Genomic DNA, 18,802 nt, shown 5'->3' with positions numbered 1-18,802 from the left:
GAGGTAGCCCAGGAGGCGACGACGCTGACCCACGAGCAGCAGGAGGCCACGACGCGAGTGGTGGTCGTGCTTGTGCTCCTTGAGGTGCTCGGTGAGATCCTTGATGCGACGGGTCATCATGGCGACCTGCACTTCAGGGGATCCGGTGTCACCGGGGTGGGTCGCGTACTCTTCGATGATCGCCTTCTTGACGTCTGATTCGAGTGCCATAGATGGGATCCCCTTTCTCTCGTTGCGCGGTGCCTGGCAGCCTGATGCTGTGGCTCTCTTGATCCGCGGCCGTTCTCACGGCAACCTGTAGAGCTTACCAGACACACAGACGTAACAATCCTGGGGCGGACGTACGATTTCTTCATGACCGGTTCCACCCTCGCGACTGCCGCTCTGCCCGTGCTCGACCTCTCCCGGCTCGCCGCCGGGGGCGCGGAGGCCGAGTCGTTCCGTCACGATCTCCGCGAGGCCACCCACGACTACGGTTTCTTCTACCTCGTGGGCCACGGCGTGCCCCACGAGCTGATCGAGCGGGTGATCACGACCGCCCGGCGCTTCTTCGACCTCCCGGAGGCCGACAAGCTGGCCGTCGAGAACCTGAAGAGCCCGCACTTCCGCGGCTACACGCGGGTGGGCGGCGAACTCACCCAGGGCAAGGTCGACTGGCGCGAGCAGATCGACATCGGCGTGGAGCGGGAGCCCGTGGCCCTGACCGCCGACACCCCCGACTACATGCGCCTCGACGGCCCGAACCAGTGGCCGGCGGCTCTGCCCGAGCTCCAGGAGACCGTCGCCGAATGGTACGACGAGCTCGACCGCGTGGCCCTGACGCTCCTGCGCGCCTGGGCGGTCTCGCTCGGAGCCGACGAGGGGGTCTTCGACGCGGCCTTCGCCGAACGCCCCTCCACCCTCATCAAGATCGTGCGCTACCCCGGCAGGAGCGATCCGGAGCCGAAGCAGGGCGTGGGTGCGCACAAGGACTCCGGGGTGCTCACGCTGCTGCTCGTCGAGCCGGGCAAGGCGGGCCTGCAGGTGGAGAAGGACGGCGAGTGGATCGATGCTCCCCCGCTCGAGGACGCCTTCGTGGTGAACATCGGCGAGCTGCTCGAGGTGGCGACCGACGGCTACCTCAAGGCCACCGTGCACCGGGTCATCTCGCCGCGGACGGGCGACGACCGCATCTCGATCCCGTTCTTCTACGCGCCCGCGCTCGACTCCACGGTGCCCCGCATCACGCTCCCGCCCGAGCTCGCCGCGCTGGCCCGCGGCATCACGGTCGACCCCGGCAACCCGATCTTCACGACCTACGGGGAGAACTCGCTGAAGAGCCGGCTGCGCGCGCACCCCGACGTCGCGGCGATCCACCATGCCGACCTCGTCGAGAAGAACGCCGCCGCCGCCGCTCAGAACAGCCGGGCGTGACGCCCGCGGGCGGGCAGGCCAAGCGCCGTAACCACTTCGCCGACCTCACCCCCCTGAAGGCCAGCCCGGCCTTCGCGCGGCTCTGGGCCGGGCAGGCCGTGGCCGGCATCGGCAGCCAGATGACGATCGTGGCGGTGGGCCTCGACGTCTACCGGCTCACCTCGTCGACCCTCGCGGTCTCGGGCGTGGCCCTGTTCGCGCTCCTGCCGATGATCGTGGCGGGCCTCTACGGCGGCATGCTCGCGGATGCCTTCGACCGCCGCAAGGTCGCCCTCCTCGCCGCGATCGGGGCCTGGGTGGCCACCGGAGTGCTCGCCCTCCTGGCCTGGACGGGCGCCGACAGCGTGCCGGCCCTCTACGCGCTCGCGACGATCAACGCCGTCGCCGCCACGGTCATCCAGGCCACCCGCTCGGCGATCTACCCGCGCATCCTGCCCCGTGAGCTGCTGCCCGCGGCGGCCGCGCTCAACGGCATCACGATCGGCGTGATGGTGACCGTCGGCCCCGCCCTCGCGGGCGTGCTCGTGGCGACCGTCGGCTTCGGCTGGACCTACTCGATCGACGTGATCCTCTTCACCGCCGCCTTCGTGGGCATCGCGAGCCTGCCGAAGATCCTGCCGGAGGGGCAGATCCACAAGCCGGGGCTGGAGTCGCTGCGGGAGGGCTTCGCGTTCTTGAAGCGCGCCCCGAACATCCGCGCGCAGTTCCTCGTGGACATCGCGGCCATGACCTTCGGGCAGCCGCGCGTGCTCTTCCCCGCCATCGGAGCGCTCATCCTGGGCGGCGGGCCGATCACGGTCGGCATCCTCACGGCGGCCTCGGCGGTGGGCACGATGCTCGCGAGCATCTTCTCCGGCCGGCTCGGCGGGGTGCGCTGGCAGGGCCGGGCGATTGCGCGGGCCGTGCAGGCCTACGGCGTGTTCGTGGTGCTGTTCGGTGTCGTGATCCTCGTGGCGACGGTCTCCGGATCGGCCGACTCGGTGGGCCTGGAGTTCTCGGAGGCGAATCTGCCGGCGCTCCTCCTCGCCTCCCTCGCGCTGCTGGGAACGGGGGCGGCCGACGAGATCAGCGCCATCTTCCGCACCACTATGATGCAGACCGCCGTGCCCGACAACATGCGCGGCCGTCTGCAGGGCGTGTTCACGGTGGTGGTGACGGGCGGCCCCCGGGTCGGCGACCTCTACGTGGGCGTGCTGACGGTGTTCGCGGCGCTCTGGTTCCCGCCGCTGCTCGGCGGCTTCGTGATCGTGGCGCTGGCCGCCCTCATCCTGCGGCTCGTGCCCACCTTCCGGGCCTATGACGCGCTCGACCCCCGCCCCTGATCCGGCAGTTCGTCCCGCTGTGCGGGGCGCTGAGCGGGACGAACTGCCGGGTCGCGGAGGTCAGAGTGCGGCCGGCGGCTGCTCGCCAGGTGCCAGGAGCAGCGTGAGGCGCTGGGTGGGGCGCGTCATGGCCACGTAGAGAGCGGATGCGCCGCGCGTCGACTCCGCGACGATCGCGGCGGGCGCCACCACGAGCACCGAGTCGAACTCGAGGCCCTTCGCGTCGGCCGGCGTGAGCAGGGCCACCGGACGGGACAGACCCGCCACGCCGACACCGAGGGTGTCGCCGAGACGGTCGGTGAGGAGCTCCGCGAGCTCGGCGAAGCCCGACGCGGGAGCGATCACGGCGGTCGTGCCGCCGGAAGCCGTCATCGAGCCGAGCTCCGAGAGCAGCAGCTCCTGCTGCTCCGCCTCGCCCGACGGCGAGAGCGCCTGCACGGGCCAGTCGGTCGTGCGCACCGACCGCGACCGGGTGACCGCGAGACCGTTGGCCTCGGCCACCCGCTCCGCGGCATCCACGATCTGCGAGGGGGTGCGGTAGTTGACCGTGAGCTCCTCGAGCCGCCAGGCATCGCCGATGAGGGGCGACAGCGTCGACTCCCAGCTCGTCGACGACGCGGCGGAGGAGGCCTGCGCCACATCGCCCACGATCGTGAACGACCTGAGCGGCGACTTGCGCAGCAGCACCCGCCACTGCATGGGCGAGAGCTCCTGGGCCTCGTCGACCACGATGTGCCCGTAGGTCCAGCTGCGGTCGGAGGCGGCACGCTCGGCCGTGGTGAGCGACGCGGCGCTCTCGGCGAAGCCCGCCACCACGTCCTCCGCCGAGACCATCCCCGAGACGTCCATGTTGCTGATGGCGCGCTTGGCGTTCTCGAGGTCGCGCTTGTGCTGCGCCTTCGCCGCGCGCTTCGCGGCGGAGTCGGCCACGTCGTAGGAGCCGAGAAGCTCGGCGGCCTCGTCGAGCAGCGGGACGTCGGCGAGCGTGAGCTCCGAGCCCCTCGGCCGCCGCAGCAGCTCGCGCTTGGCCTTCGACCAGTGCCCCGTGAGCGACGTGAGCCACTGCGGCCGCGCGTAGAGGTCTTCGAGGAGCTTCTCGGGCGTGAGCGGGATCCAGGCCGTGTTGAGCGCCACCCGCACGTCGTAGGCCGTGCGGAGGTCTTCGCGGAGGTAGGCCTGGTCGGCGTCGTCGACCGTGCTCCCCCGGCGGCGGAGCTGATCGGCGAGCTGCCGGGTGAGCTGGTTCAGCACGATCTTCACGAACGTGACCCGGCCCTCGTTGTAGGGCTTGCCGGATTCGCGGGCCTTGGCGATGGCATCCGCGATCACCTGCGGCTGCAGCACGATCCGCTCGCCGTTGACCTCGAGGTCGATCGGCTCGGCGGGCACCCGCTGCCGGGAGCGCACGGCACGGCGGATGAGCCCCGCCATCTCGGCGGAGCCCTTGAGCGCCGCCACCGCGGGCGCGTCTTCGGCGGTGATGTCGTGGCCGGGGTAGAGCTGGCCGAGGCTCGAGAGCACCACTCCGGTCTCGCCGAGGCTCGGCAGCACGGCGTTGATGTACTGCAGGAAGGCGCGGCTCGGGCCCACGACGAGCACGCCACTGGAGCCGAGGCGCTCCCGGTGCGTGTAGAGCAGGTAGGCGGCGCGGTGCAGCGCCACGGCGGTCTTGCCGGTGCCGGGGCCGCCCTGCACCACGAGCACGCCCGAGAGGTCGGAGCGGATGACGCGATCCTGCTCGGCCTGGATGGTCGACACGATGTCGTGCATCTGGCCGGTGCGCTGCGCCGAGAGCGCGGCGAGCAGGGCGCCTTCGCCCTGGAGCTGGGTGGTGTCGTCGTCGAGGAGGGTGCTGTCGAAGACCTCGTCCTCGATGCGCACGACGTCGCGGCCGCGGGTGGTGAGGTGGCGGCGGGCGCGGGCCCCGAGCGGGGTCGCGGCGGTGGCCTGGTAGAAGGCGCGCGCCTGAGGTGCCCGCCAGTCGAGCAGCAGCGGCTCGAGGTTCTCGTCGCGGAGGCCGAGCCGGCCGATGTAGCGGAGCGTCGAGGCCGCCCCGCCTGGCGACGCCGGATCGGGCGCCTCGAGCAGCTCGAGCCGGCCGAAGGCGAGCCGCTCGCCGACCTCGCGCAGCTGCGCGATGCGGTCTTCGTAGACGCGGGCGAAGGCGTCCCGCTCCGAGCGGGACTGATGGTTGCCGCCCACGCTCTCGCGGCGCACCTGGGCGAGCTCGCGCTCGGCCTCGGCCTTCAGACCATCGAGGCGGGCGTAGAGCCCTCCCACGTAGTCGCGTTCGCGTTCGAGTTCGCTCTCCGCCACGGCACCTCCCGGAATCCGGCTATCAATCCTACTCGCCGGATCCCGGTCGGATGTCGCGAACGGGTGGTGACCGCCTGGTGGCGGATCGGGGTTACGGGACCGAGATCAGGTCGATCACGAAGATCAGCGTCTTGCCGGCGAGGAAGTGACCGCTGCCGGCGGGGCCGTAGGCCAGGTGCGGCGGGATGGTGAGCTTGCGCCGGCCGCCGGCCTTCATGCCGGGGATGCCGTCCTGCCAGCCCGCGATGAGGCCGTTGAGGGGGAACGAGATGGTCTCGCCGCGGCCCCAGGAGGAGTCGAACTCCTCGCCGGTGTCGTACTCGACACCGAGGTAGTGCACCTCGACGGTTCCGCCGGGAACGGCCTCGGCGCCGTCGCCCTCGACGATGTCGACGATCTCGAGGGTGGTCGGGGCCGGACCCTCGGGGGCGTCGAGCTCGGGCTTCTGGAGGTTGGAATCAGTCATACGTCCATCCAAGCCCACCCCGATCCCGAGTGCAAAAGCCGCGGCCGGATGCGGGTCAACGGTTCGCCGGGAGCGCAATCGCGAGGGCACGCCGGTCGGCGGCGAGCTGCTCCAGCAGTGCCGCCTCGTCCTGCTCGGCCGGATGCGCGCGCCCGATGGATCCGCGGCCCGAGAGCATCCGCTGCCTGGTGAAGGCGAGCCGGGTGGCGGTGCGGATGAACGAGCGCATCGCCGGCCCTCCCTTGCCGCCCGGGAAGCCCTTCGCGAAGCGCAGGGCCTGGGCCCGCCCCGCTCCGGTCGAGAGCAGCTCGACCTCCTGCTCGCTGAACCAGCCCGCCGCGGCGTACTCCTCCAGACGCGCCCGGGTGATCCTGGTCTCGGCGCGGCGCAGCAGCACGACGAACACGATGGCGAGGGCGAACAGCGGCACCTGCACCACGAAGTAGAGCAGGAAGAACCCCTCGATGCCTTCGACGATGAACGTCGAGCCGTTCCAGAGGGCGTGCAGCCCGATCGCGAGTGCGAGCCCCGCCACGAAGATCAGGGCACCACGCCAGAACCGGCCGCGCACGGCGAACCCGAGGGCCACGCCGGTGCAGGCGGTGAACATGACGTGCGCGAAGGGCGACATGATGCCGCGGAGCAGGAACGTGAAGCCGAGGCCGACCCCACCGGAGTCGATCAGCGCCTGACCGAAGTAGAGGATGTTCTCGGTGAAGGCGAACCCCGCGGCCACCGTGGCGCCGTAGACGAGACCGTCGACGGGCCCGTCGAACTGGCGCCGGAAGAACAGCAGCAGGATGAGGATGCCCGCGGCCTTCGCCGATTCCTCCACCACGGGCGCCTGGATGACCGAGCTCCACAGGTCGCTCGTGGTGGCCGTGCCGTCGCTCGCCACGAGCACGATCACCTGCACGCTGAAGTCGGCGATGAGCGCGATGGCCACCGAGGCGGCCGCGCCCCAGAGGAACGCGAACCAGAGGGCGGCCCTCGGCTCGGGCTCCCACCGGTCGATCAGGGTGATGGCGGCCACGACCACCGCGAGCGGCAGCAGGGCGAGGATGCCGCTGATCACGAACGCCGCGGGCCCGAGCCCCAGCACGAGGTAGCCCGCCACGGCGAGGAACACGAAGCCGAGCACGATGAGCCCGATGACCGCGAGCACGAGCGTGGTCGTGCTGGAGCGGCGGGCTGCGGGGGTCGGAGCCGGTGGCAGGTCGACGAACGTCACGAGCAATCCTCACTGTCGGGTGCGCGCCAGCCTAGCGCAGGCCCGCGCGCTGTGCACCTCGCGTCCAGTGAACCCCGTCTCAGTACACCTTGCCAGGGTTCAGTCGCCCCAGCGGATCGAAGGCCGCCTTGATGCGTCGCTGCAAAGCGAGCCCCTCGCTGCCGAGCTCGCCCTCGATCCAGCGCTTCTTCAGCAGCCCCACCCCGTGCTCGCCGGTGAGGGTGCCGCCGAGCTGCACACAGGCCTCGAACAGCGCGTCGGCCGCGGCCCACACCTCGTCGGGCACGCCCACGGCGCCGGGCGGCAGCACGAAGTTGGGGTGCAGGTTGCCGTCGCCCGCGTGCGAGACGGTGGGGATGGCGATCCGGTGCTCGCGCGAGATGCGCTCGATGGCGGCGAACATGGCGGGGAGGGCGGATCTCGGCACGCAGACGTCTTCGACGAGCACCTCGCCGCGGGCCTCGAGTGCGGGGTGGAAGCTCCGCCGGAATGCCAGCAGCGCCTCGCCCGATGCGGCGTCGTGCGAGACCTCGACTCCCCCGCCGCCGGCCTCCTCGATGACCGCGAGCACCTCGGCGGCCTCGGTGGCCGCGCCGGCGCCGTCGGTCTGCACGAGCACGTAGGCGGCTCCCGGATGCGCGGGCGCGCGCCCGAGGTACTCGGAGACGGCGGCGACCGACTCCGCATCCATCAGCTCCATGACCGCCGGCCGGAGCCTCGCCGCGGTGATCGCCGCACAGGCGGCTGCGGCGGAGGTGACGTCCGAGAAGAACGCCGACACCGTCTCGACCTGGCCGGAGGGGATCGGGCGGATGCGCACGGTCGCCTCCACGATCACGGCCAGCGTGCCCTCCGAGCCCGTCAGCAGCGCGGTGAGGTCGAACCCCGTGACGCCCTTCACGGTGCGCCGGCCCGTCTTCAGCGCGCTGCCGTCGGCGAGCACCGCGGTGAGCCCGAGCACGGCCTCCCGGGTAACCCCGTACTTCGCGCAGAGCAGCCCGCCGGCGTTCGTGGCGATGTTGCCGCCGATGGTCGAGATCGCCTTGCTCGCCGGGTCGGGCGAGTAGATGTAGCCGTGGGGGGCGAGGGCGTCGCTGAGGTGCTGGTTGATGACGCCGGCCTCGACCACCGCGAGCTCGTCCTCGAGCGAGATCTCGAGGATGCGGTTCATCCGGGCAAGACCCAGCACGACCGACCCCGGTGTGGCCGTGGCGCCGCCGGCGAGCCCGGTCCCGGTGCCCCGGGGCACCACGGGAACGCCGTGCTCGTGGGCGATCCGCATCGCGGTCTGCACCTCCTCGAGCGAATGCGGCTCCACCAGGGCGAGTGCACCGCCCTCCGACCACCAGCCCGACTTGTCGGTCGCGAGCATCCGGAGCACCTCCGGATCGGTGACCACCCGGTCGCCGAGCGCCTCCTGCAGAGCGGCTGCGACACCGCTCATGCCCGCGGGTCCGACGGATCCGCCAGGTCGTCCTCCGTCACGATCGGGATGGCCGAGGTGACGGCCTCGAGGCCGGAGAGCCGCGCGGGCGAGATGAGCTTCGTCACGCGCTCCCGGGTCATCAGGTCGGCCTCCACCACGAGGTCGGCGATGTTGCGGTGGGTCAGCAGAGCCGTCTTCGCGAGCGCCGAGGCGGCGGCGTAGCCGATGTACGGGGTGAGGGCCGTCACGACGCCCACGGAGGTCGAGACCATCGTGTCGAGCCGGTCGAGATTGGCGGTGATCCCGTCGACGCAGTTGATCCGGAGCGTCCGCCAGCCGCCCGTCATCCAGGCCAGGCTCTGTAGCAGGGAGTGCGCGATCACGGGCTCGAAGGCGTTCAGCTGCAGCTGACCGCCCTCGGCGGCCATCGTGACCGTGACGTCGGCGCCCGCCACCGAGAACGCCACCTGGTTGACCACCTCGGGGATGACGGGGTTGACCTTGCCGGGCATGATGCTCGATCCGGCCTGCCGGGGCGGCAGGGTGATCTCGCCGAGGCCGGCCTGCGGGCCGCTCGAGAGCAGCCGCAGGTCGTTGCAGATCTTGGAGAGCTTGATCGCGGTGCGCTTGAGCACGCCCGAGAGTGTCATGAACACGCCCGTGTCGCTCGTGGCCTCCACGAGGTCGGCAGCGGTGACGTGCTCGAAGCCCGTGATCTCGCGGAGGTGCCGGCAGACCGTGGCGGCGTAGTTCGGGTCGGCGGTGATGCCGGTGCCGATCGCGGTGGCGCCGAGGTTGATCTCGGTGAGGAGCGGCACGGTGTGCCGCAGGCGGTCGTAGTCCTCGGTGAGGGTCGTGGCGAAGCCGTGGAACTCCTGGCCGAGGGTCATCGGCACGGCGTCCTGCAGCTGCGTGCGCCCCACCTTCAGCACGTTCGCGAACTCGACGCCCTTGGCCGCGAAGGAGTCCCGGAGGAGCGCCTGCTCCACCATCAGCCGCTCGAGCGAGAACACCATCGCGAGCTTGACCGCGGTGGGGTACACGTCGTTCGTGCTCTGGCTGCGGTTGACGTCGTCGAGCGGGTGCAGCAGGTCGTAGCGGCCGGGGGCGTAGCCCTGGGCCTCGAGGGCGACGTTCGCGATGACCTCGTTGGCGTTCATGTTCGTGGAGGTGCCGGCGCCGCCCTGGATGACGCCCACCACGAACTGGTCGTGGAACTCCCCCGCCCGGATGCGCGTGCAGGCCTCGTCGATCCAGGCCGCCTTCTGCGCATCCAGCACCCCGATCTCGAGGTTGGCGCGCGCGGCCGCCTGCTTGACGATGGCGAGGGCGTTCACGAGATCCGGGTAGACCGAGATGGGCCGGCGCGAGATCGGGAAGTTCTCCAGCGCGCGGAAGGTGTGGATGCCCCACAGGGCGTCGGTGGGGATCTCGACCGCACCGAGCGAGTCGATCTCGGTGCGGGTGGGTGAATCGGTCACGGTGCTCCTCAGCTCAGACGGCGCAGGAGACCCCGGATGAAGCCGTCCTTCTTCTCGGTGAACGGCGGGTACACGAGCTTCATGGTGTCGGGCGCGAGCCGCTTGTGCAGCACGGCCTTCTCGTGGCTGAAGGTCTCGACGCTGCGGCGCCCGTGGTACGCGCCCATGCCGCTCTCCCCCACGCCCCCGAACGGGAGCCCGGGCACCGAGAGGTGGGCGACGGGGATGCCGAAGCCCACGGCCCCCGACGAGGTCTCGGTGAGGATGCGCTTCGCGGCCTGCTTGGACGACGTGAACGCGTAGAGCGCGAGCGGCTTCTCGCCCGAGCGGATGAAGCGGATCGCGTCGTCGAGACCGGTCACCTCGACGATCGGGAGGATCGGACCGAAGATCTCCTGCTGCATGACGGGGGCGTCGCGGGCGACGTCGCTGAACACGGTCGGCGACAGGTAGCGCGTGCGCGCTTCACTGCGGCCGCCGGTGATCACCGTCTCGCCGCGGAGGAGACCCGTGAGGCGCTCGAAGTGGCGGTCGTTGATGATCCGGCCGTAGCTCGACGACGTGCGCGGATCGCCGTCGTAGAGCTCGGCGATGGCCTGCACGAGATGCGGCGCGAGCTGCTCTGCGACCTCGCGGGTGGCGAGCAGGTAGTCGGGGGCCACGCAGGTCTGGCCGGCGTTCATGAACTTGCCCCACGCGATCCGCCTCGCCGCCGCGGGCAGGTCGACCGTGTCGTCGACGTAGACGGGCGACTTGCCGCCGAGCTCGAGGGTGACCGGTGTGAGGTGCTCGGCCGCGGCTTTCATGACGATGCGGCCGACCGTGCCGTTGCCGGTGTAGAAGATGTGGTCGAAGCGCTCGGCGAGGAGCTCGGTCGTGACGTCGACCCCGCCCTCGACGACCGCGACGGCCCGCTGGTCGAGGTAGAGGGGCACGAGCTCCGCGAGGAGCGCCGAGGTGGCCGGGGCGAGCTCGCTCGGCTTCAGCAGCACCGCGTTGCCCGCGGCGATCGCACCGACCACGGGGCCGAGCAGGAGCTGGAGCGGGTAGTTCCAGGGAGCGATGACGAGCACCACGCCGAGCGGCTCGAGCATGGTCGAGGCAGAGGCGGGCGCGAGCCCGAGCGGCACGGCCACGCGCTTCGGGCGGAGCCAGCCCCTCAGGTGCGAGAGGGTGTGGTCGATCTCGGAGAGCACGACCCCCACCTCGGTGAGCTGGGACTCGGCGGGGTTCTTGCCGAGATCGGCGAACAGCGCGTCCTCGATCGCCGCCGAGTTCTCCTCGAGCAGTCGCTTCAGCGCCCGGAGCTGGCCGAGGCGCCAGGTGAGCGGGCTGGTGATGCCCTGCGCGAAGCTGTCGCGCAGCACGGGCACCACAGGTGTTCTCGGAACGACCGTCGACTCCAGAGTCATGCCCCCATCGTAGGAGGGCCGCGCTATCCGTGGAAGAAGGGGACGATCAGATAGATGCCGTAGAGCACGGCGCACGCGCTCAGGCCGAAGCAGAGGTACGACAGCACGGTCGCGTAGGCCGGGCGCACGGGCTCGCCCGACTGCGGGTGCGGCTTCGTGAGGCTGCCGAAGCGCAGCCCGAACGAGTACAGGCTCACCACGAGGGCGGTCGCCACGAGCGAGGCCACCGCCACGATGCCGAACGCGGCCCAGTCGATCATGTCGTGCTCCTCATCGCCGGGCCTTCCGCTTGCGCTTGGTGGCCTTGGGCCCACGCACCACGACACCGGCCTGGTCGACCTCGCTGATGGCGTTGGCCGAGTCGACCCTGTTGCGGCGCGAGATCACGAAGATCCCGATGATGATGACGAGGCCCACCACGAGGTCGATCAGGAGGCCCGCCGGCCCGAGGCCCGCCACGAACGCGGCGAGGCCGCCGACGAGTGCCGAGGCCGGCAGCGTGAGCATCCAGCCGATGCCGATGCGGCCTGCGGTGCGCCAGCGCACGGAGGAGCCCTTGCGGCCGAGGCCCGATCCGATCACCGAGCCGGAGGCCACCTGGGTGGTGGAGAGCGCGAAGCCGAGGTGGCTCGACGCCAGGATCGTGGCGGCCGTGCTCGTCTCGGCGGCGAAGCCCTGGGCGGGCTTGACCTCGGTGAGGCCGGCGCCGAGGGTGCGGATGATGCGCCAGCCGCCCATGTAGGTGCCGAGCGCGATGGCGACGGCGCACGAGAGGATGACCCAGAACTCGGGCCCGCTGCCGGTCTCCTGGAGGCCGGCGGCGATGAGGGTGAGGGTGATCACGCCCATCGTCTTCTGGGCGTCGTTGGTGCCGTGGGCGAGCGCCACGAGCGAGGAGGAGAAGATCTGGCCGTAGCGGAAGCGACCGCGCACGCCGCCCTTCGAGGCGGAGGCCGGCATGCGGGTGATGGCGTAGGCGAGGCGCGTGGCCACGAACGCCACGAGACCGGCCACGACCGGGGCCACGAGGGCCGGCAGGATCACTTTGCTCACGAGCACCGAGTAGTCGACCACGCCGAAGCCCGCGCCCACGACCGCGGCGCCGATGAGGCCGCCGAAGAGCGCGTGCGACGAGCTCGAGGGCAGGCCGAACAGCCAGGTCACGAGGTTCCAGACGATCGCGCCGATGAGCCCGGCGAAGATCATCTCCGGCATGATCTGCACGCCGCCGTCGCCCTCCTTGATGAGGCCGCCCGAGATGGTGCGCGCGACCTCGGTGCTGAGGAACGCACCCACGAGGTTGAGCACGGCCGCGAGGGCCACCGCGACCTTGGGCTTCAGAGCTCCCGTGGCGATGGGGGTGGCCATCGCGTTGGCCGTGTCGTGGAAGCCGTTCGTGAAGTCGAAGAACAGCGCGAGCACGATGACCAGCACGACGACGACGGTGAGATCCACCGTGTGATGATGTCACCCGCGCCGACCCCGGTCAACTCGACGCGTAGGCTGATCGGATGCGCGACAATGCCCCGAAAGCCCGCCGGATCCCGCTCGAACGCACGCACCACGGCGACACGGTGATCGATCCGTTCGAGTGGCTGCGCGACAAGGAGAACCCCGAGGTGATCGCCTACCTCGAGGCCGAGAACGCCTGGACCGAGCAGGAGACGGCGCACCTCGCGGGGCTCCGGCAGACGATCTTCGACGAGATCAAGGGGCGCACGCAGGAGACCGACCTCTCGGTGCCCGTGCGCGACGGCGGCCACTGGTACTTCACCCGCACCGCGGAGGGCAGCCAGTACGGCGTGCACTGCCGCGCACCCATCGCGGGCGAGGGCGACTGGACGCCGCCGACCGTCGCTCCCGGCCAGACCCTCCCGGGCGAGGAGGTCGTGCTCGACGACAACGCCGAGGCGGCCGGCCACGAGTTCTACTCGCTCGGCTCGTTCGACGTGAGCCCCGACGGCCGGCTGCTCGCCTACGCCGTCGACACCGTGGGCGACGAGCGGTACACGCTCCGGATCCGGGACCTCACCACCGGCGAGGATCTCGCCGACGAGGTGCGCGACACCTTCCCCGGTGCGGTCTTCTCCGGCGACGGCGGCAGTGTCTACTACCCGACGGTCGACGACGCGTGGCGGCCCGACACCATCTGGCGGCATCCGCTCGGCGGGGCTGAGGGGGCCGACGAGAAGGTGTTCACCGAGCCCGACGAGCGCTACTGGGTGGGCGTGGGGCTCACCCGCAGCAAGAAGTACCTCGAGATCGCGGTCGGCTCCAAGATCACGAGCGAGGTGCTGCTGCTCGACACGACCGATCCGGATGCCCGCTTCGAGACGGTCTGGCCGCGCGAGGAGGGCGTCGAGTACTCGGTGGAGCACGCCGTCGTGGGCGGCCGCGACCGGCTGCTCGTGCTGCACAACCGCGATGCCCTGGGCTTCGAGCTGCTCGAGGTCGACCCCGCACGACCGGCGGATGCGGAGGGCTGGCACACCGTGCTCCCCCACGACCCGGCGGTGCGGCTGGAGGACGTGGACGCGTTCGCCCACCACCTCACCATCGACTACCGCCGCGACGGCCTCACGCAGGTCGCGGTGCTGCCGCTCGCCCCGGAGGCCGAGCACATCGACGGCGCCGGGTTCACCGAGCTGGCCTTCGACGAGCCGCTCTTCTCGGTGGGCACCTCGGGCAACCCCGAGTGGCTGCAGCCGACCATCCGCTACGGCTACACCTCGTTCGTGACCCCGTCGTCGGTGTTCGACTACGACGTGGCCACCGGCACGTCGACGCTGCTCAAGCAGCAGCCCGTGCAGGGCGGCTACGATCCCGCGGAGTACGAGCAGCGCCGGGAGTGGGCGACCGCCGCCGACGGCACGCGCGTGCCGATCTCACTCGTGGCGCGCACCGGGCTCCTCGGGTCGGGCGAGCCGCAGCCGCTCGTGCTCTACGGCTACGGCTCCTACGAGGCCTCCATCGATCCCGGCTTCTCGGTGCCCCGGCTGTCGCTGCTGGATCGCGGCGTCGTGTTCGCGATCGCCCACGTGCGCGGCGGCGGCGAGCTCGGCCGGCACTGGTACGAGGACGGCAAGTCGCTGACCAAGCGCAACACCTTCACCGACTTCGTCTCGTCGGCCGAGCACCTCATCGGCACGGGGCTCACCGCTCCGGATCGGCTGGTCGCGCAGGGCGGGAGCGCCGGCGGTCTGCTCATGGGGGCGGTGGCGAACCTCGCGCCGCACCTGTTCGCGGGCATCCTCGCGCAGGTGCCGTTCGTCGACGCGCTCACGTCGATCCTCGACCCCTCGCTGCCGCTCACGGTGATCGAGTGGGACGAGTGGGGCGACCCGCTGCACGACCCCGAGGTCTACGCCTACATGAAGTCGTACTCGCCCTACGAGAACGTCACCGAGCAGGCCTACCCGCGCATCCTCGCCGTCACGAGCCTCAACGACACCCGCGTGCTCTACGTCGAGCCCGCCAAGTGGGTGGCGCGCCTCCGCGAGGTCGACGCCCCCGTCCTCCTCAAGACGGAGATGACCGCAGGCCACGGCGGCGTCTCAGGCCGCTACGCCCGCTGGCACGAGGTAGCGGAGGAGTACGCCTGGCTCCTAGATGTAGTGCAGGGAAGCGTAGAGCCCTGAATCACTCCCGCACAGAAACAAACTCAACAGGCCCTACTCGCTGACCCAGAGTGAGCGCGCGGCCGCGAAGCGACCGCACGCGAACATGTCGCGCGCGCCGGGCAGGGACCGGCGCGCAAAGAACACAGCGTTCCACCCACCCACCACCTCAGAGGCCAACTACCCCTCCAGCGCGCTTCTGAGCAAGCTCACCAGCGCATCGAGCTGCACGCTGTCGGTCGACCCGACCGCTGCGTCCGACCCGTCGAGGGCTCGGGCCGCGAGGCCCTGCTTGGAGTCGATGAGCTCGGCGATGCGGGTGTCGATGGTCTGGGCGGCGATGATGCGCCAGGCCGTCACGGGCTCCTCCTGGCCGATGCGGTGCACGCGGTCGATGGCCTGGGTCTGCTCGGCCGCGGTCCACGAGAGCTCGGCGAGCACCACGTTGGAGGCGACCTGCAGGTTGAGGCCCACGCCGGCCGCGGTGAGCGAGCAGACCGCCACGGAGACGTCCGGGTCGGTGTTGAAGGCGTCGATCTCGCGCTGACGGAGGGTGGCTGACTGGTCGCCGCGGATGGAGACCGTCTTCAGCTCGCGCTTGGCGAAGAGCTCCTCCGCCGCGTCCATCACGTCGATGTGCTTGGCGAAGAACACCACCTTGCCCACCGAGCGGGCCAGCTGCGCGGCGTAGTCGGCGGCGAGGCCGGCCTTCGCCGTGCCGATCCGGCGCACCATCGTGAACACGTTGAGGCCGTCTTCGGTGCTCTTGGTGTCTTCGAGCTCCTGGCGCGCCACGAGGCGCATGAGGTCGTCGTCCGGCAGGTCGTCGACCTCGTCGCCGCGCGATGCGGCCCGGGCGGCGATGAGCCGGCGGTAGCGCGTGACGAGGCGCGCACCGAGCTCGCGCTCGGCCTCGCGGATGGAGCGGCCGAGGTCGTCGTCGAGCTCCACCGGCAGGTCGACCACGCGCTTGGCCGGAAGATCGGCTGCCACGTCGATCTTGCGGCGACGCACGATCCCCATGTCGATCACGGCCTCACGGGCCTCGGCGAAGAAGCCCGTGTCGGCGGGCGTGAGGCCCACCTCCTCGAGGCGCTCCATCAGCACGGGGGTGGGCTTCGCGCCGTCGATCCAGCCGAGGAACTGCCAGATGGCCCGGAAGTCGTCGACGTCGTTGATGAGCGGCGTTCCGGTGAGCGCCATCATGAGCGGGTTGCCGCCGGGGGCGGTGTGCCGGATGCGATCGGCCAGCGCGAGCACGTTGCGCGAGCGCAGCGACGACATGTTCTTGATGAAGTGGGCCTCGTCGACCACCATGCCGCGGAAGCCCATGGTGCCGAGCCAGGAGAGGTGCCGGTCGAGCACTTCGTAGTTCACCACGACCACGTCGGCGAACGCGTCGAGGTTCTCGCCGTCTCCGTTCACCACGGTGGCGCGGCGGTGCGGGGTCCAGATCTCGACCTCGCGCGCCCAGTTCATCTTCACGACGTTGGGCACGACGGCCAGCAGCGGGTAGGCGTCGGCGACGGACGCGGCCAGGAGCGACTGCGCCGTCTTGCCGAGCCCGGGCTCATCCGCCAGCAGGAACGTGCGGTGACCGGCCTGCACGCTCTGCAGGAAGCGGGACTGGTGCACCATGAGATCGCGCCCGGGGGGCGAGAGGCGGTCGATGGTGGGCGCCTCGGGCAGCTCCATGCTCGCGGCGTTGCCGCCCGCGCCGTACTCGAAGGCGCGGTAGAGCGGGCCGAGCAGCTCCCAGTTGCTGAGGCGCCCGACGCCGTGGGGCCTCGCGGGGGTCAGGTCCGGGGCCATGAAGGGGTTGGCGAGCTGGCGGGAGCGCACCGACGTGGGCACGACCTGGCGCTCGGCGAGCTCGGGCGGCACCACGGTCGCCGCGGGGGCGATGACCTCGGGCTCGTCCTCCGGCACGTCGTAGCCGGCGTCTTCGAGGTACTCGCGGCGGAGCTTCTTGGCCGCGGGCGAGAGCGCCGCGTCGTTCTCGAGCAGCGCGATGAGCGAGGTGTCGCGCGCGGCGGTGCGGGCGAGGATGGAGGCGATGCCGTCGAGCCGCTTGAGCTGCTCGGCGCGCTCGGAGTCGCTGAGCGCGGTGTCGGACTTGAGCGACGCGCGCTCCTCGCGCATGAGCAGGGCCACCACGAGGAACTTGGTGCGGTTGGAGGGCGCGACCTTGCCGCGCTGGGCGGCGGCCTCGACCTCGCGCACCTTGCGGGCGAGGATCGGGATCAGACCAGTGTTGTCTGCAGTGCGTGTGCGGCGGTTGCCCGACCTTGACATCGTTCTCCTGGGGAGTGAGGCGGAAGACGGGAGCCCCGTGCGCCTGAGCAACGAGGCGTGGAGCCTCGGTCGGTGCAGAGAAGGGCGGTGCACATGAGTGGGACGGCCCGTCGAGGCCCTCAGTCTACGCGATGCACCTTGATGAGCAGACCACTGGCCACGAACACGATCGCGCCGGCCACGTGGGCGATCTGCCAGCCGACCAGCGGCAGGTCGATCGGGAGCACCGGGTTCCAGAGCACCGCGATGCCGGCGAGCAGCGGCACCCACCACCACTGCTTGGCCTGCACCGCGAACACGACCATGATGAGCGCCAGGATGGCGATGACGTAGCGCGCGAGGGTGAACCAGTCGCTGTCGACCACGGCGAGGAAGGCCATGAGGGCGATCGCTCCGAGGATGCCGGGGGCGAGGGCGGGGCGGGTGAAATCCGGGGCGGTCTGTCGCGAGCTCATGTCTCGCCAATCCTACGCGGCGGGCGTTATGTTGAGAGCATGACTAATCCTCTGGGGTCCTCGAATCCTCCGTTCGCCGGGCCCGAGGGCCTCTGGACGGCCGATCCGGTCGAGCTCGCCGCCCGCCTGTTCACCTCGGTGTTCGCGGGCCAGGGCGCCGTGCCGCTCCCCCAGAAGGACGTGTCGGACGTGTACTCCGCCCTCGCGGGGCTCGGCGGCTACTCGCTCCCGGATGTCCGCTCGGGCAACACGCAGCCCCTCGGCCTCACCGTGCAGCTCGCCCAGGAGTGCATCCTCATCTGGGAGCGCGCCACGGTCGCGACGCGCCTCTCCGCCGGCAGCGGTCCGGTCTCGCACACCATCACGATGCTGCGGTTCGGGCCGGGTGTGCTGCAGTCGGCCGATCCGGTCGCCGCCCTCAAGGCCCGCCTGACCTGATCCGATGGGATCCAGAGCCACCGCACCCGCGTCCCGTTCGATGACGCCGGGCGGGGTCGTCGTCTTCGGCGACGTGATCGACGACGTGATCGTCACGCCCGCGCACGAGATCCGCCCCGACACCGACACGACGGCGTCGATCGAGCGGAGACCGGGCGGCTCGGCGGCGAACGCCGCGGCCTGGTTCGCGCACCTGGGCGAGCGCACCGACTTCTTCGGCCGGGTGGGTGCCGCCGAGGTGGAGCAGCACGCCGCCCTGCTCGAGCAGCACGGGGTGACGGCCCACCTCGTGGGCGACCCCGACCGCCCCACGGGCACGATCGTGATCATCCTCGAGCAGGATCGCACCCGCACGATGCTCACCGAGCGCGGCGCGAACGCCCTCACGAGCGGAGCCGATGTCGACCGCGCCCTGATCGGCCCCGCCACCCACCTGCACTTCACCGCCTACTCGATCTTCAGCGCGGCCCTCGACGGCAGCGATCCCGCCGAGCGCTACTCCCGCCTCATCCACGACGTGCGGTCGGCCGGCGCGACCGTCTCGGTGAATCCCGGATCGGCCGGCTTCATCGCCGATCACGGCGCCGGCCGGCTGCGGGCGGCCATGGCGGGTGCCGACGTGCTCATCCCGAACCTCGACGAGGGCCGGATGCTCACGGGCCGGCACGAGCCCGACGCCGTGGTCGACGCGCTGCTCGATGAGCACCCGCTCGTGGCCCTCACCCTCGGCCGCGACGGCGTGCTCGCCGCGAGGCGCGACGGCGAGCGGGTGCGGGTTCCTGCACGGCGGCTCACACCCGTCGACACCACGGGCGCGGGCGATGCGTTCAGCGCGGGCTTCGTGACCGGCCTCCGCTCCACCGGAGGGGTGCAGCACGGCGACCTCCGGGCCGCCGCCGAGGCCGGGGTGCGCACCGCGGCGGAGGCCGT

General features: G+C 71.1%; 16 protein-coding genes. 5 read left to right on the top strand and 11 right to left on the bottom strand.

Going from position 1 to position 18,802, the window contains the following annotated elements; all coding sequences use genetic code 11:
- The coding region (gene rpsO, locus Q0D57_RS15305; protein ID WP_291045623.1) for a 30S ribosomal protein S15 at positions 1-210 on the bottom strand (210 nt) is incomplete at its 3' end.
- A 144-nt stretch (positions 211-354) separates the two neighbouring features.
- On the opposite strand from rpsO, the gene Q0D57_RS15300 reads away from it, so the two are divergent.
- On the top strand, positions 355-1,413 hold the full coding sequence (locus Q0D57_RS15300) for a 2-oxoglutarate and iron-dependent oxygenase domain-containing protein (RefSeq protein WP_291045622.1): 1,059 nt from the start codon (positions 355-357) through the stop codon (positions 1,411-1,413).
- Positions 1,410-2,735 (top strand): MFS transporter, encoded by a 1,326-nt coding sequence (locus Q0D57_RS15295; RefSeq protein WP_291045620.1) that lies wholly within the window; start codon positions 1,410-1,412, stop codon positions 2,733-2,735. The genes Q0D57_RS15300 and Q0D57_RS15295 overlap by 4 nt, the downstream gene beginning before the upstream one ends.
- A gap of 60 nt (positions 2,736-2,795) precedes the next feature.
- On the opposite strand, the gene Q0D57_RS15290 is transcribed toward Q0D57_RS15295, so the two are convergent.
- From Q0D57_RS15290 to Q0D57_RS15255, 8 genes are all read right to left on the bottom strand, one after another.
- Positions 2,796-5,051 (bottom strand): UvrD-helicase domain-containing protein, encoded by a 2,256-nt coding sequence (locus Q0D57_RS15290; protein WP_291045618.1) that lies wholly within the window; start codon positions 5,049-5,051, stop codon positions 2,796-2,798.
- A gap of 91 nt (positions 5,052-5,142) precedes the next feature.
- The gene (locus Q0D57_RS15285; protein ID WP_291045616.1) at positions 5,143-5,517 is read right to left on the bottom strand and encodes an FKBP-type peptidyl-prolyl cis-trans isomerase; all 375 of its coding nucleotides are present in this window, start codon (positions 5,515-5,517) and stop codon (positions 5,143-5,145) included.
- Positions 5,518-5,572: 55 nt separating this feature from the next.
- Complete coding sequence (locus tag Q0D57_RS15280) at positions 5,573-6,748, bottom strand: PrsW family intramembrane metalloprotease (RefSeq protein ID WP_291045614.1); 1,176 nt, start codon at positions 6,746-6,748, stop codon at positions 5,573-5,575.
- A 79-nt stretch (positions 6,749-6,827) separates the two neighbouring features.
- Positions 6,828-8,192, bottom strand: a complete 1,365-nt coding sequence (locus Q0D57_RS15275; protein WP_291045612.1) for an FAD-linked oxidase C-terminal domain-containing protein — start codon at positions 8,190-8,192, stop codon at positions 6,828-6,830.
- Positions 8,189-9,655 carry an aspartate ammonia-lyase gene (locus Q0D57_RS15270; RefSeq protein WP_291045611.1) on the bottom strand — a complete coding sequence of 489 codons (1,467 nt, stop codon included), beginning with the start codon at positions 9,653-9,655 and terminating at the stop codon, positions 8,189-8,191. Before Q0D57_RS15270 ends, Q0D57_RS15275 begins: the two co-directional genes overlap by 4 nt.
- An 8-nt stretch (positions 9,656-9,663) precedes the next feature.
- The gene (locus tag Q0D57_RS15265) at positions 9,664-11,067 is read right to left on the bottom strand and encodes an aldehyde dehydrogenase family protein (protein WP_291045608.1); all 1,404 of its coding nucleotides are present in this window, start codon (positions 11,065-11,067) and stop codon (positions 9,664-9,666) included.
- Positions 11,068-11,090: 23 nt separating this feature from the next.
- Positions 11,091-11,327, bottom strand: a complete 237-nt coding sequence (locus Q0D57_RS15260) for a hypothetical protein (protein WP_291045605.1) — start codon at positions 11,325-11,327, stop codon at positions 11,091-11,093.
- A gap of 10 nt (positions 11,328-11,337) precedes the next feature.
- Complete coding sequence (locus Q0D57_RS15255) at positions 11,338-12,522, bottom strand: inorganic phosphate transporter (protein WP_291045603.1); 1,185 nt, start codon at positions 12,520-12,522, stop codon at positions 11,338-11,340.
- Positions 12,523-12,578: 56 nt separating this feature from the next.
- On the opposite strand from Q0D57_RS15255, the gene Q0D57_RS15250 reads away from it, so the two are divergent.
- Entirely contained in the window at positions 12,579-14,705 is a 2,127-nt protein-coding gene (locus Q0D57_RS15250) for a S9 family peptidase (protein WP_291045601.1), read from the top strand.
- Positions 14,706-14,864: 159 nt separating this feature from the next.
- Here Q0D57_RS15250 and Q0D57_RS15245 read toward each other — a convergent pair whose 3' ends face one another.
- Entirely contained in the window at positions 14,865-16,979 is a 2,115-nt protein-coding gene (locus Q0D57_RS15245; RefSeq protein ID WP_291045599.1) for a DEAD/DEAH box helicase, read from the bottom strand.
- Positions 16,980-17,098: 119 nt separating this feature from the next.
- Positions 17,099-17,434 carry a DUF6804 family protein gene (locus Q0D57_RS15240; RefSeq protein ID WP_291045597.1) on the bottom strand — a complete coding sequence of 112 codons (336 nt, stop codon included), beginning with the start codon at positions 17,432-17,434 and terminating at the stop codon, positions 17,099-17,101.
- A gap of 39 nt (positions 17,435-17,473) precedes the next feature.
- Here Q0D57_RS15240 and Q0D57_RS15235 point away from each other — a divergent pair, with 39 nt between their 5' ends.
- A complete protein-coding gene (locus Q0D57_RS15235; protein ID WP_291045594.1) occupies positions 17,474-17,872 on the top strand; it encodes a hypothetical protein in 399 nt (132 codons plus the stop codon).
- Between the two features lie 4 nt (positions 17,873-17,876).
- The coding region (locus Q0D57_RS15230) for a PfkB family carbohydrate kinase (protein WP_291045593.1) at positions 17,877-18,802 on the top strand (926 nt) is incomplete at its 3' end.

Source organism: Herbiconiux sp. (assembly GCF_023264895.1).
Taxonomy (GTDB): Bacteria; Actinomycetota; Actinomycetes; order Actinomycetales; family Microbacteriaceae; genus Herbiconiux.
This window is presented reverse-complemented; position numbering and strand designations above follow the sequence as displayed.